This window comes from Candidatus Bipolaricaulota bacterium (assembly GCA_021159055.1).
Taxonomy (GTDB): domain Bacteria; phylum Bipolaricaulota; class Bipolaricaulia; order UBA7950; family UBA9294; genus S016-54.
This window is the reverse complement of the sequence record JAGGSO010000016.1, coordinates 1-13869: the sequence shown is the minus strand read 5'-3', so window position 1 is coordinate 13869 and position 13869 is coordinate 1. Positions and strand designations below refer to the sequence as shown.

General features: G+C 65.7%; 10 protein-coding genes. 3 read left to right on the top strand and 7 right to left on the bottom strand.

Going from position 1 to position 13869, the window contains the following annotated elements; all coding sequences use genetic code 11:
• Positions 1–101: 101 nt before the first annotated feature.
• The gene (locus J7J55_00980) at positions 102–1520 is read left to right on the top strand and encodes an L-fucose/L-arabinose isomerase family protein (protein MCD6141287.1); all 1419 of its coding nucleotides are present in this window, start codon (positions 102–104) and stop codon (positions 1518–1520) included.
• Here J7J55_00980 and J7J55_00975 read toward each other — a convergent pair.
• Positions 1502–3037 carry an FGGY-family carbohydrate kinase gene (locus J7J55_00975; protein MCD6141286.1) on the bottom strand — a complete coding sequence of 512 codons (1536 nt, stop codon included), beginning with the start codon at positions 3035–3037 and terminating at the stop codon, positions 1502–1504. The two genes, J7J55_00980 and J7J55_00975, sit on opposite strands and share 19 nt — an antisense overlap.
• A gap of 224 nt (positions 3038–3261) precedes the next feature.
• Between J7J55_00975 and J7J55_00970 the strand changes: the two genes are divergently transcribed.
• Positions 3262–6420 (top strand): isoleucine--tRNA ligase, encoded by a 3159-nt coding sequence (locus J7J55_00970; GenBank protein ID MCD6141285.1) that lies wholly within the window; start codon positions 3262–3264, stop codon positions 6418–6420.
• On the top strand, positions 6421–7680 hold the full coding sequence (locus J7J55_00965; GenBank protein ID MCD6141284.1) for an adenylosuccinate synthase: 1260 nt from the start codon (positions 6421–6423) through the stop codon (positions 7678–7680). It abuts the gene before it with no gap.
• A gap of 7 nt (positions 7681–7687) precedes the next feature.
• Here the strand turns inward: J7J55_00965 and J7J55_00960 are convergent, their stop codons facing one another.
• The 6 genes from J7J55_00960 to J7J55_00935 form a co-directional block, all read right to left on the bottom strand.
• On the bottom strand, positions 7688–8101 hold the full coding sequence (locus tag J7J55_00960) for a DUF296 domain-containing protein (protein ID MCD6141283.1): 414 nt from the start codon (positions 8099–8101) through the stop codon (positions 7688–7690).
• An 83-nt stretch (positions 8102–8184) separates the two neighbouring features.
• Positions 8185–9447, bottom strand: a complete 1263-nt coding sequence (locus J7J55_00955; GenBank protein ID MCD6141282.1) for a DUF2088 domain-containing protein — start codon at positions 9445–9447, stop codon at positions 8185–8187.
• A complete protein-coding gene (gndA, locus tag J7J55_00950) occupies positions 9444–10841 on the bottom strand; it encodes an NADP-dependent phosphogluconate dehydrogenase (protein MCD6141281.1) in 1398 nt (465 codons plus the stop codon). The genes J7J55_00955 and gndA overlap by 4 nt, the downstream gene beginning before the upstream one ends.
• Positions 10831–11742: an HAD family hydrolase gene (locus J7J55_00945; GenBank protein MCD6141280.1), complete on the bottom strand. Its 912-nt coding sequence runs from the start codon at positions 11740–11742 to the stop codon at positions 10831–10833. The genes gndA and J7J55_00945 overlap by 11 nt, the downstream gene beginning before the upstream one ends.
• A gap of 180 nt (positions 11743–11922) precedes the next feature.
• Positions 11923–13200 (bottom strand): diphosphate--fructose-6-phosphate 1-phosphotransferase, encoded by a 1278-nt coding sequence (locus J7J55_00940; GenBank protein ID MCD6141279.1) that lies wholly within the window; start codon positions 13198–13200, stop codon positions 11923–11925.
• Position 13201: 1 nt separating this feature from the next.
• Positions 13202–13869, bottom strand: a 668-nt coding sequence (locus J7J55_00935; GenBank protein MCD6141278.1) for an SDR family oxidoreductase, incomplete at its 5' end; no start/stop codon positions are given.

Sequence of the window (13869 nt, the reverse complement as noted above, 5' to 3'; positions counted from 1 at the left end):
ATCGCCGGGCCGCCATCAGGCACGTCGAAATCACAGAGGCGGAGGTAGAGGCAATCTGCAGGGTGTCTTGACTATTTTCACGAAAGGAGGACGAGCTGAACATGGATAAGCGCAAAGTGGGGATCATGACCTTCTCCGACGGACGGGAATCGGTACACAAGGAGCTGGAGGGGCTGAACCTGGAGTTTCAGGGGAAGCTGGCTGCGGCGCTGGAGGCGACCGGTGAAGTTGAGCCAGTAGTGGCACGGGAGATCGTCTGGACCGCGGAGCTGGCGAGAAACGAGGCGCAGCGGCTGGCGAACGAGGGCTGCGAGCTCACGATCTTCAACTTCGCGGTGTGGAGCTTCCCCCACCTGGCGGCAATCGCCTCCCGGTTCGCTCCCGGTCCGTTCTTGCTGTTCTCCAACATCAACCCACGATATCCGGGGATGGTCGGGATGCTTGCCTCCGCCGGCGCGCTCGATCAGATCGGGGCGTTGCACGGCCGCATCTCCGGCGACATCGGGGACGAGCGCGTACTGCGCCGGGTGATGGCGTTCATCCGCGCCGGTTCGGCCGTGGCCCGGCTGCGGGGGGAGACCTACGGCCTGTTCGGCGGCCGGCCGATGGGGATGTACACCGCAGTGGCCAACACCGATCAGTGGATGAGCCTATTCGGGATCGACGTCGAACACATCGATCAGTACGAGATTGTCCGTCGGTCCGGTGAAGCATCGGATGACGAAGTGGAGCGCGCGTTCGCCTGGCTCACGGAGAAGGTGGGGAAGATCCACTACGACGGAAAGCAGCTCACCCCGGAGAAGCTGAAGCTCCAGATCAGAAGCTACATTGCGGTGCGCGAGATGGCGAAGGAGAAGCGGCTCGACTTCCTCGGGATCAAGGGACAGCCCGAGCTCACTGACAACTTCGTCACCATGGACGTAACCGAGGCGTTCCTGAACGATCCCTACGACTGGAACGGGCCGAAGGAGCCGATCGTCACCGCCACCGAGGCCGACATGGACGGGGCGCTCACCATGGAGATCCTGAAACACATCACCGGGGCCCCGGTCATGTTCGCCGATCTGCGCCACTACGACGAATCCATCGGCGCGTTCGACCTGTGCAACTCCGGCAATCACCCCACCTACTTCGCCAATCGTTCCTACGATCCGGACGAAAACCTTCCCCAGGTCGAGTTCTATCCGCAGGGATTCTACTTCCCGGCCGGCGGGGCGTCGGTCCGCCACATCGCCGCTCCGGGACGGGTGACCCTCGCCCGCCTCGCCCGCCGCAGGGGGGAGTACTGGCTGGCGATCGTTCCGGGCGAGTTCATCGAACTACCGAAGGATAAAGCGGAGGAGAAGGCGCAAGCGACCCAGATCGAGTGGCCGCATGCGTTCACCCGGTTTGAGGTCGCACCGGAGGAGTTCCTGGCCGAGTACGACTCGAACCACATCCACGCCGCCTACGGGGACTGGACCGAGGAACTGATCTGGACGGCGCGGATGCTCGGGATCCGCTACCGCGTGTTCGCCTGATCCGCGGACAGCTCCGAGAGGGCGTGAAAATCGTCGCGCAGGTCGCGATATAGGTCGCGATACAGCCGGTAATAGCGGTCGTAGACCGCCTGCCGGGCGGGATCGGGGAGGAACGGATCGTTGTACCGGATCCACTTCCGGATCTGGCCGTAGTCCGTGAACTCGCCGACGGCGAGCCCGACGAGGAACGCGTCTCCAAGCGGGGCGCCGATCCCCTCGGTGGCGAGGGTGCGGACCGGCCGACCGATGACGTCGGCGAGGATCGACAGCCACAGCTCGGATTTCGCCACTCCGCCCACTACTGTCGTCCCCGGGGAAAGCGGAAGCCCGATCTCCGTCCCGGTCTCGATTGCGTGGCGCAGGGAGTAGGCGGTCGCCTCGAGGAGCGCCCGGAACAGATGTCCCGCGGTGTGGGACAGCGTCAACCCGACGAACGCCCCGCGCGCCTGCGGGTCCCACAGCGGTGCCCGCTCGCCCATGAAGTAGGGAAGCGCGATCAGCCCCTGGCTCCCCGGCGGTACGTCCGCCGCCGCCCGATCGAGATCGCGGAACGAATCCGTCCCCCCGCGCACGGCGTCCCGGAACCAACTGGCGAGCGCCCCGGAGGTCGCCGATCCCCCCCAGGTGTAGGTGCGGTGTGCGGCGTCGATCACGTGCGGCATGGAGACCAGCTCCTTGGCGAAGTTCTCCCCGGTGTGGATGATCCCCCAACACGTGGACGTCCCCATCATGGCGACGTTGTCCCCGCGGTCGAGCGCCCCAGCGGCGAAGGTCGCCATCGGGGCGTCCACCCCACCGCCGAGGACCGGGGTCCCGGGGGCCAGCCCGGTGAGGCGCGATCCCTCCGCGGTCACCTCGCCGATAACCGCTTCGGAGGGGACGATGCGTTCCGGCATCAGCTCGAGCGGGATCCCGAGCGCCCGGGCCATCTCCTCCGACCAGGCGTGTGCCCGGATGTCGTACAGCCCGCCGAGGTTGCCGGCCGAGGAATGGTCGATCGCGATCTCGCCGGTCAGGCGGTAGTTGATGTACGAGTTCGGGGGGAGGAACAGGGCGATCCGCTTCCAGTTGTCCGGCTCGTGGTTCTTGATCCACAGGATCTTGGGGTAGCCGAAGTAGCTGTCGACCCAGTTTCCGGTCACGGCGAACAGCCGCTCCAGATCGACGTTACGTGTGATCCACTCCACTTCGGCCGTCGCCCGCCGGTCCATCCAGATGAGGCACGGTCGCACCGGCTGCATCTTCTCATCGAGCGGGATCCCGCTTCCTCCGTACAGCCCACTGATGCAGACCCCGGCTATCTCCTGCGGGGAGATTTCGGGGTGCTCCAGGAGCTTTCGGATGACCGCGCACGTCGCGTCGAACCACACGTCCGGCCACTGCTCGGCCCATACCGGTTGGGGGTGAAGGAGCCCGTACTCCGCGCTCGCCGCCTCAACGAGGCTCCCGTCCGTCCGGACGAGCACCCCTTTGGTCCCCTGCGTGCCCACGTCCACTCCGAGAAGATATCGTGCCATACTGAGTGTCGCCTCCTTCATGTTACCGCGTGCAATTATACGAAAATTGCGCGCTTGACGGGACCGCGCTGGCGCGCTAAGATGAAGGGTGATCTTGCGATGTTAAGGGAAGACCGAGTCTTTCAACCGCTCCTCATCTACATTATCGTGCCCCGGTAAGGGGCATCCCATCGCGTTTCCGGTTACAATTTCCGTCTGCCAGTTGCTCTTTACGTAAGGAGAAGATGATGAATCGATTTGAGAAGCTGCCCAAGGATCCGATCTCCCGCGAGGAGGAGGTCCTCAAGTTCTGGAGGGAGAACAAGACGTTCGAAAAGTCGCTTGCCGCGACCAAGGACGGCCCGCGCTACGTGTTCTACGAGGGGCCGCCGACGGCGAACGGTCGCCCCCACTTCGGTCACCTGATGCCGCGGGTGTACAAGGACCTGTTCCCCCGCTACAAGACGATGCAGGGGTTCTACGTCCCGCGCAAGGGGGGGTGGGACACGCACGGTCTCCCGGTCGAGCTTGAAGTGGAGCGCGAGATCGGGGTGAACTCCAAACCGGAGATCGAGACCTACGGGGTCGAGAAATTCGTGGAGAAGTGCAAGGAGTCGGTGTGGAAGTACAAATCGGAGTGGGAGCGGATGATCGAGCGGATGGGGTTCTGGATCGACCTCGAGAACGCCTACGTCACCTACACCGATGAGTACATCGAATCCGTGTGGTGGGAGCTCTCCCAGATGTACGAGAAGGGGCTTCTCTACCGGGGACACAAGGTCCTCCCCTATTGCCCGCGCTGCGGGACCGGGCTCTCCTCGCACGAGGTGGCGCAGGGCTACCGGCGGGTGGAGGACCCGTCGATCTCGGTGCGGATGCGGATCGTCTCCGACGCTGACGCGGAGTACAAGCAGGAACAGGCGGGGAAGACCTCGCTCCTCACCTGGACAACGACCCCGTGGACCCTGCCGGCGAACGTCGGGCTCGCGGTCGCTCCGGATGCGACCTACGTCGAGGTGGAGACCGACGACGAACGGCTGATCCTGGCCAAGGAGCTGGTGGGAAGCGCACTTACAGGCGACTACAGAGTGGTACGGGAATTTCCCGGAGCCGATCTCGTTGGGCTCGCCTACGAACCCCCGTACCGGCTGATCGACGACCCCCGCGCCTACCGGGTGCACGCGGCCGACTTCGTGAACATGGAGGAGGGGACAGGGATCGTCCACACCGCGCCCGCGTTCGGGGAGGACGACTACAACCTCGGCCGGGAGAAGGGGCTTCCGTTCTTCCAACCGGTCGATCTTTCCGGCAGATTCACCGAAGAATTCCCGCTGTGTGCCGGGACGTTCGTCAAGGACGCCGATGAGAAGATCATCGCTGATCTCGAATCGCGCGGGATCCTCTACCGCCATGTCCCGTACGAGCACGACTATCCGTTCTGCTGGCGCTGCAACACCCCGCTCCTCTACTACGCCATGGACTCCTGGTATGTACGGACGACCGCGGTCAAGGACAAGCTGATCGAGAACAACCGCAAGATCAACTGGTATCCGCCGCACGTCGGGGAGGGGCGCCTCGGCGACTTCCTCGCCAACCTGAAGGACTGGGCCCTGTCCCGCGACCGCTACTGGGGGACCCCGCTCAACCTGTGGGTGTGCGACGAGTGCGGGGAGATAGTATCCGTCGGGAGCAGGGACGAGCTCGTTGAGCGGGCCCTCGATCCTGAGCTGGCGCGCACGGTCGAGCTGCACCGGCCGTACATCGACAAGGTGGAGCTCCGCTGCCCGAAGTGCGGGGGTGTGATGCACCGGGTCCCGAACGTGATCGACACCTGGTTCGATTCCGGATCGATGCACACCGCCCAGTGGCACTACCCGTTCGAGAACGAGGAGGAGTTCAAGCGGAACTTCCCGGCCGACTTCATCTGCGAGGGGGTCGACCAGACGCGGGGATGGTTCTACACGCTGCTCGCCACGAGCACGATCCTGTACGGTGAACCCGCGTTCAAGAACTGCGTCGTCACCGGCCTCGGCCTCGATGAAAACGGGATCAAGATGAGCAAGAGCAAGGGGAACGTGATCGACCCGTGGGACCTGATCGGCCGCTACGGTGCCGATTCCCTGCGCTGGTACCTCTATTCGTCGAGCGCGCCGTGGAAGTCGAAGCGCCTCGGGGAGGAGGACGTGAAGGAACCGCTGTACAAGTTCCTCGATACCCTGCGCAACTCCTACGACTTCTTCGCCCTCTACGCCGCGATCGACGGGTTCGACCCGGCGCGCGACCGCGGAGGGAATCCCACGGTGCTCGATCGCTGGATCCTGTCCCGGCTCTCCTCCACGACCGGGGAGGTGGTCGCGGCGCTCGATTCCTACGACGTGGTGAGCGCCACCGCCGCGCTTGAGCGGTTCGTGGATGAGCTTTCCAACTGGTACATCCGCACGTCGCGGCGGCGATTCTGGAAGGGCGGGATGGGGCCGGACAAGATCGCGGCGTATGCGACTTTGTATCAGGTGCTGATCGATCTGGCCAAGCTCCTCGCCCCGTTCGTTCCGTTCCTCGCCGAGGCGATCTACCTGCGGCTGCGGACCGACGCCGATCCGGAGAGCGTGCACCTGTGCCGCTATCCGCAGTACGATGCCGCGTTGGTCGACGAAGGGCTGGAAGACGCGATGGCGCTCGCCCGCCGGATCGCCTCTCTCGGCCACCAGGCGCGCCATCAGGCCCAGGTCAAGGTGCGCCAGCCGCTCTCCCGGGTGATCGTGGAGGCGCCGTCCGAAAGCGCGCTTCCGCCGGAGGTGGTGGAGCTGCTCAAGACCGAGCTCAACGTGGAGGACGTGGTCCTCGTGCCCGATCTCGCCCCGCACATGCAGGCGGTCGCCGCTCCCAACTTCCGCTCCCTCGGCCCGCGGTTGGGGAAGGCGGCTCCGGCGGCGGCGAAGTGGATCGAGGCCCAGGATCCGGACGAGCTGCGAGCCCGGCTCGCCGACGGGCCGGTCACGGCCGAGCTTGACGGGACCACAGTCGAAATCACGGCGGATGACGTCGAGTTCTCCGCGGCGGTCCCCGATGGGTTCGTCCTCTCCGCCGAGTCCGGGCTGCGCCTCCTCCTCGATACGCGGATCGACGACGCACTGCGGGAGAAGGGACTCCTGCGCGAGCTCGTGCATCGCATTCAGCTCATGCGCAAGGAGGCCGGGTTCGAGGTCACCGACCGGATAAGGCTGTCCTACGACGGCGATCCCGAGCTGTGCGGGATCATCGCCCGGAACGCGGAGTTCGTCCGCGCCGAGGTCCTGGCGACGGAGATGAGTCAGGGCGAGCCTTCGGACTGCGAGTACCGGGGTTCCGTGGAGATCGACGGGGCACCGATGGAGTTCTGCCTCGCGCGGGTGAAGGAGGGTTAGATGGCGACTGCGGTCCTTGGGATGCAGTGGGGAGACGAGGGGAAGGGGAAGATCACCCACCTCCTCGCCCGCGATGCGGCGATGGTGGTCCGGTTCAACGGCGGGCCGAACGCCGGCCACACGGTGATCGATCGGGGAGTGAAGTTCGGGACCCATCAGGTGCCGGCCGGGGCGTTCTATCCCGGGACGGTCTCCGTCCTCGCGAGTGGGATGGTGATCGACATGCGGGTGTTGCGGGAGGAGTACGACGCGATCTCTGCCCACCTGGGATCCCGTCCGGAGATCATCATCGCGGAGAACGCTCACCTCATCCTTCCCTATCACCCCCTGCTCGAGGAGCTGGAGGGGAGCGGCAAGGCGATCGGGACGACCCGCCGCGGGATCGGCCCGGCCTACCGGGATCGGGCGGCGCGGGTCGGGATCCGCGCCGGCGACCTCCTCGCTCCGGACAGGTTGCGGGCCAGGCTCGCACGGCGGATCGAGCTTCTCGTGCGCTCCTGGCCGGACGCCCCCGCGGTGTCCGCCCTCGATCCGGAGAAGATGGCAACTGAGCTGATCGAGGTTGCGGCGCCGTTCCTCCCGTCCATCGGGGATGCCGCCGGTGCGATCCGCGCGGCGCTCGCCCGCGGGGAGGAGGTCCTGTTCGAGGGGGCGCAGGGGACGCTGCTCGACGTCGATTTCGGCACCTACCCGTACGTCACCTCGTCGTCGACCACGTTCGCCGGGCTCCCCGGCGCGATCGGGGTTCCCAACCCGCAGATTGCCCGGAGGATCGGGGTGGCCAAGGCGTACACGACCCGGGTGGGGGCCGGTCCGTTCCCGACCGAGATCGCCGGAAAACTCGGGGAGGAGCTGCAGAAGAAGGGCGGGGAGTTCGGAGTGACGACCGGACGGCCGCGGCGCTGCGGTTGGCTCGATCTCGTCGGGCTGCGTCACGCCGTCGCCCTGAACGATCCGACCGCCCTGGCGATCACCAAGCTCGACGTCCTGTCCGGCCTGGACGAGATCAAGGTCTGTCGCGCCTACCGGATCGACGGTGAGGAGACGACCCGGTTCCCGCTCTCCGTCGAGGATCTCTCCCGCTGTACGCCGGTCTATGCCACCCTCCCCGGTTGGCGGGAGGATCTGCGGTCGGTGCGGTCGCCGGACGAGCTACCGCGGGCGGCGCGGGATTACCTCGAGTTCATCTCCGATGCCCTCGGGGTTCCGATCGGGATCGTATCGGTCGGGCCCGCGCCGGAGGAGACGATCGCCCTATGAGGGCGGTTCAGCCCGTTTCCGGGTAGAGGCCAGCGAGCCCGGTCTCCTCTACCTTCCGCACCAGCCGGATCCGGTCCAGTCGGTAGATGAACACCTCGGCGGTGTTGTTCACCGTCCCTCGCAGGATGTGTCCGCCGTACGCCGCCCCGCCCTTCTTCGCCACCGTTACATGAGCGTGGACCATCGTCTCCCCGTCCCGCTCCCCGATGTTGCCCTGGAGACTGAGAAGCTCGACCGGCTCGGAAATCCGCTCGATCACGTACTTCTCCCCGTCCCAATACCCGAGTTCGAGGTCGCGCAGCATCCCGACCCCGTTTACGATCACTCCGGAGCTCACCCCGAGCTCGACCAACCCGTCGGGAAGGACCTCTCCGTCTTTAAACCTCACCATCAGTTCGTTCTCGTGTTCGGCCTTGATCATCGACTCCCTCCTTTTCTTACGCGGCATGATATCCGGCCGCGCCACCACTGACAAAGAACGTGGAAGATGCCGGGAAAAGCGATCTACAATTTATCAATGTCCGGGACCGTCCCGTCGGCGAGGCGGTAGAGCATCTCGCCGGCATTGGGGACAACGAGGATCCCCTCGTCCTCGCGGCCCACGTACTCGTCCGGATCGATCGCAGCCGGATCGATGTACCCGAGATTGATCTCGCGGCAGATCTCCTCTGGGATCCCGGTGGCGAGGATCACCTCGATCCGGTCGTGCTCGATCCCATCCCGATAGGTTCCGATTCCGCGCACGTGGGTGGAATGGGCGAGGATCGCCCGCGGCACGTCCTTGAACCGCTCCCATTGCCCGAGGAAGTAGTCGCGGGTGTGGTAGCCGACCTGGCGGATGAGGGTTCCGTGCGTCACCGAGATCTCGCGCAGGTTGGGGGCGTAGATGATCAGCTTTCCCTCATCGGCGACGACCGGCTCGAGCTTGTACATGCACTTGCCCGCCGTCCACAGCTCCCAGTACATCGGCGGGGCCATGGAGATCACGGTGTGGAACGGGTGATCGACCCACACGATGTTGAGCTCAGCCGATAGATCGGCCGCCCGCGACCACGCCTCTTCCACCTCCCCGATGAACATCCCCATCAGGTCGTGGCCGTGCATCACGAGCGATATCCCGACCTGTGGGGTGGTGACGAACGCGGCCGCCCGCTCGATCATCGCCCGCACCGGCGTCTCCTTGTTTCCGTTCACCTTGGGGTTGGTGATCAGCGCCCCGAGCCAGTGCGACTGATGGACCATATCCGGTCCGGATACCCCAGGGAAGAAGTACTTGTGACCGCCGGAGAACCCGACCACCTCGTGCGGAAAGACCGGGCCGAGGATGATCACCAGATCGTGCTCGAGCACCGCCCGGTTGATAGTGATCGGCACCTCCTCGACCAGAAGGCCGTGGGAGATCTCCTCCATCTCCTCTTGGGTTATCGTCCCGACTTGTGTCAGGGCACGCGGGTTGTCCCATTCGTGTTGGATGACGCGCACGTTCGGGAAGTCGCTCATCCGCGGCCCGAGGTGGCGGAGAAGCTCGTCCGCGGTGAGCGGAGGATGGGTACCGAGAGCGATGAGGAACGTGACCTCGGCGGCGCGGGGGGAGAGCGATCCGGCGATCGTCTCGAACAGGGCCGGCATCGGCAGGGTGCGGGTGTTGTCCGGGATGATGACCAAAACGCGCTTTCCCGCCACATCCACCTTGGCGAGCCCGTCCGGGAGCACCTCCCTGATCTCGGCCGCGGTCACCGGCCGGCCCGGTGCATAGTCGAGGATCATCCCTCCTCCCACTGGGTGTGGAACGTCCCTTCCCGGTCGATCCGCTTGTAGGTGTGGGCGCCGAAGAAGTCGCGCTGGGCCTGGATCAGGTTCGCCGGCAGGCGCGGACTGCGGTAGCCGTCAAGGAAATCGAGGGCGGAGTCCATCGCCGGAACCGGAATCCCGTGGGCGTGCGCGGCGTTCACTACCTGGCGCATCCCGACGTGACCGTCACTCCACGCCGCGGTGAACGGTTCGACGAGGAACAGGTTCGGAAGCTCGGGCTCCTCCCGCAGCACCTTTCCGATCGTGGTGAGGACCTGAGCGCGGATGATGCATCCCGCCATCCACACCCGCGCCGCGGCAGACAGATCAAGATTATAGCCGCGCTCGCGCGACGCATCGCGCAGCTGGCGGAACCCCTGCGCGTACGCGGAAAGGACAGTGAGATACACCGCAGAGTGAAGATCGTCGAGGTCGAGTCCCAAACGCGGGTCGGGCCCGGGCAGAACCGGAGCCGCATTGACTCGCTCGTCCTTGAGCGCCGAGATGATGCGGGCGAACACCGCCATCGCGATCGTCGGAGCCGGAGTCCCGAGATCGAGCGCAGACTGGCTCGACCACTTGCCCGTCCCCTTCTGGGCGGCTGTATCCAGGATCACGTCGACGAGCGGTTTTCCGGTGTCCGGATCGACCTTGCGGAGGATCTTCTCCGTGATCTCGAACAGGTACGAGGAGAGCTCACCCTGGTTCCACTCCCCGAACACGTCCGCCATCTCCGCGGCGGTCATCCCCAATCCACGGGACATGATGTCGTACGCCTCGGCGATCGTCTCCATGATCGCGTACTCGATCCCGTTGTGCACCATCTTCACGTAGTGCCCGGCCGACCCCGGACCGAAGTAGGCACAGCACGGCCCCTCCGGGCCAACGGCGGCGATCTTGGTCAGGATCTCCTCCACGAGCTTGTATCCCTCAGGATCTCCCCCGGCCATGATCGCCGGACCGTGGAGCGCCCCCTCCTCGCCCCCGGAGATCCCGGTTCCCAGGTAGCGCAGGCCGCGTTCCTGTGCCTGGGCGATCCGCCGCTCGGTGTCGGCGTAGTGGGCGTTTCCCCCGTCGATCACCACATCCCCCGGAGAGAGGAGGGGAAACAGCTGTTCCAAAACCGCGTCGGTCGGGGCGCCCGCCTTGACCATCAGGATCAGCTTGCGCGGCGTCGACAGCGCATTCACGAACTCCTCCAATGAGTAGGTAGGAACGATCCTCTTTCCGTTCGCCTTCTCGCGCACGAACTCCTCGGTGCGCGCCTTCGTCCGGTTGTACACCGCGACCGTGTACCCGCGGCTCTCCACGTTCAGGGCCAGGTTCTGCCCCATCACCGCCATTCCGATAACGCCGAAATCAGCCTTCATCTTTCACCTCCCACGGCGGCTCGACCGGCAGCGCCGCCTCGAACCGCTCGATCAACCGATCCTCGTACTCCCCGGCGTAGGTCCCCGCGAGGAACCGGTCCAACCCTTCATCGTAGAACAGCTTCCACGCGGCGGTCTCCTCGCCAGGAATGATCGGGAAGAACAGCGCTCCGTTCGCCTTGGCCGCCCGCATGTCGCCCGGCGCGTCCCCGATCATGAGCACGTGTCCGGCGGGGTAGTGCGGGGCGACCGCCGCGATCTGCTCGGTCTTCGTTCCCATCTCCTGACCGCAGATGAGCGCGGTGTAACGCGCGATCCCGTGCTCGGCCCACTCCCGCTCGAGCGCCTCGATCGGAGTGGCGGAGACGACAATCATGTCCGCCTTGCCGGCGAGCCGCTCCAGCGACTCGCGCACGTAGGGAAACGGCGGAATCCCCCGCACGATCTCCTTCACCGCCCAGTTCACCCGCTCCGACCAGGCGAGGACGTGCTCCAGCTCCTTCCGCGCAGCGTCGCTCTCCGCCGTGGCGATCGCCTGTTTCAGCCCCTCGTTGGATAGGAGGCTGTTCTGATCATCCACCCATGCGAAGTAGTGGGGATAGCTGGGGACGGTGAACCCGCGCTCCCGCACCTGGGGGTGGGAGGGAAGGAGCTCGGTCAGGATCCGCTTGATCGTGATGTGGCGGTTCGCCCCCCGCGTCTTGGAGAAGAGATCGGCGAACTCCTTGCACTCCCGTGCCGCTTGGGCCACCGGCTGCAGCCCGAAGTAGGCGATCATCCACGGGCAGAAGCACTCCCGCTGCTTGATCCCCATCGTATCGAACGCGCAGCCGTCGGAATCGATGCACACAAGATGTTCCGCGCTCGGTTTAAACTCGTTCAGTCGCTCACGATAGTCCATTTGCCCTCTCTTTCTCTGGCATCGCAACCTTCGTACGACGTTCCTCGACGTCGGGGACAGGCCCTGCCGCTACAAAAGACGGAAACCTCAGGCCTGGCCCCGTCGCCACGTTCTTGTGTAGCGTCGCAGCTTGTCTGCGACGATCATCACCATTTCCGCCGGCGGACATAAAGTCCGCCGCTACTCCCGGTACGCCGCCGGGACGTAGTCTGCGCACTTCTTCGGGACGAATTTCCGCTCGATCCGGGCGAACCGGAGCCGGCCCGCGACCACCGGTACCGCCACCGGATCGTCGCCGAGGAGCGGTCGAGCGTAGCGGACGAACCCGTCGGTCACGTCGAGCTTGGACGGAGCGATCCACTCCGCGGGGAACGGGCGATCCTTCCCCGCCACCGCAGACAGCTCGATCGTTCCGTAGCTCGCCCGGTACGCGGTTCCCGACGCGCGGACGATCGTCACCATCACCCCGCTTTTCCCGGCCGCGGCCAGCTCGGCCGCCGTCGCTCCGACGCCGTACGCCTCGTCCAGGTCGATCGGCGATGCGTAGAGGATCGCGTCGCGCTGGGCGGTCCCCGGGACCTGTCCGCGGGCGAGGCCGCGCGCCGGCAGGCCGACCTCGTTTAAGTGGTTCACCAGGAGCTGCGCCACCGTGGTGGCGGACGAGGAGAACGCCGCGTGCCCGAACGAGTCGCGCCGCGATCCGATCTCCCCCAGCGACAATCCCTCGGAGGCGACGACGAGCGCCCGGCCATGGCGGCGGACGGTGTCGGCGACCGCGTCGGTTATCTCCCCGAGGGTGAGCCCGGCCTCGGCGAGGAGGATCAGCAGGGGCGTCTCCCGGTCGGGATCGGCGAGTCGCGCCGCCGCCGGGACGAACCCAACCCGGCGTCCCATCGCCTGAGCGATGAGCACTGGATCGGCCGGGGCAGAACCGCGGTTCTCCTCCTCCAGGCACTGCACGCTCCACGCCCAATAGCGGGCGACCGAGCCGTAGCCCGGGGTGTGGTCGATCGATCTCATCTCCGGATCGCCGAGGTCGTTGTCGATCGTCTTCGGGACCCCGATCACTTGCAGGTCGTACCCGGACTCGCGCGCCGCCTCCGCCACCTTGAATCCCACCTCCTGGGTGTCGTTCCCCCCGATCGGGAAGAAGTAGCCGATGTCGTGGGCGCGGATCACCTCGATGATCCGCGTCAGGTCCTCAGCGTGGGTCAGCTTGTAGCGGGCGGTCCCGATCGCCCCGGACGCCGGGGTAGTGCGCAGGTGCGCGATCTCCTCGGGATCCTGGGCCGAGAGGTCGATCAGCTCCTCGCGCAGGACACCGAGGATCCCGTGCCATGCTCCGAACACCCTTCCGAACTTGTCCGGGAAGCTGCGGCAGCCGTCGATCACCCCGCGCAGGGAGTTGTTGATCACCGGAGTCGGACCGCCGCCCATCGCGATCAATACGTTCTTCATCCTACACCCCCGAATACGCGGAGAACCCGCCGTCGATCGGGACGATGATCCCGGTCACGAACTCGGCATCCGCGGACAGGAGCCATTTCACCGTCCCGATCAGGTCCTCCGGCCTTCCGAACCGCCCCATCGGGGTGTGATCGAGGATCTGCTTCCCGCGCGCGGTCAACTCCTCGTTTTCATCCAGGAGCAAGAACCGGTTCTGCGCGGTGAGGAAGAACCCGGGGGCGATCGCGTTCACCCGGATCCGCGGCGAGTACTCCTGCGCCATGTGCACCGCCAGCCACTGGGTGAAGTTGGCGACCGCCGCCTTGGCCGCGGAATAGGCCGGAATGCGAGTGAGCGGCCGGATCGCGTTCATCGAGGCGATGTTCAGGATCGCCCCCTCCCCTCGCTCGGCCATCACCCTGCCGAACGCCTGCGCGGCGAGGAACGTCCCCATGAAGTTGAGGTCGAAGGTGAATTTGATCGCATCCTCGGGCAGGTCGAAGAACGGGACCTCGGCGCTCGTCGTCGCCTTGGGATGATTCCCGCCGGCCCCGTTGATCAGGAAATCGACCCGGCCGAAGGCATCGAGCGTCCGTTCCGCCGCCTCATCGAGCTCATCGCGGGAAAGGACACTCGTCTTCAAGAAAAGCCCGTCGCTTCCCGCTTTACGCACGCGGGCAA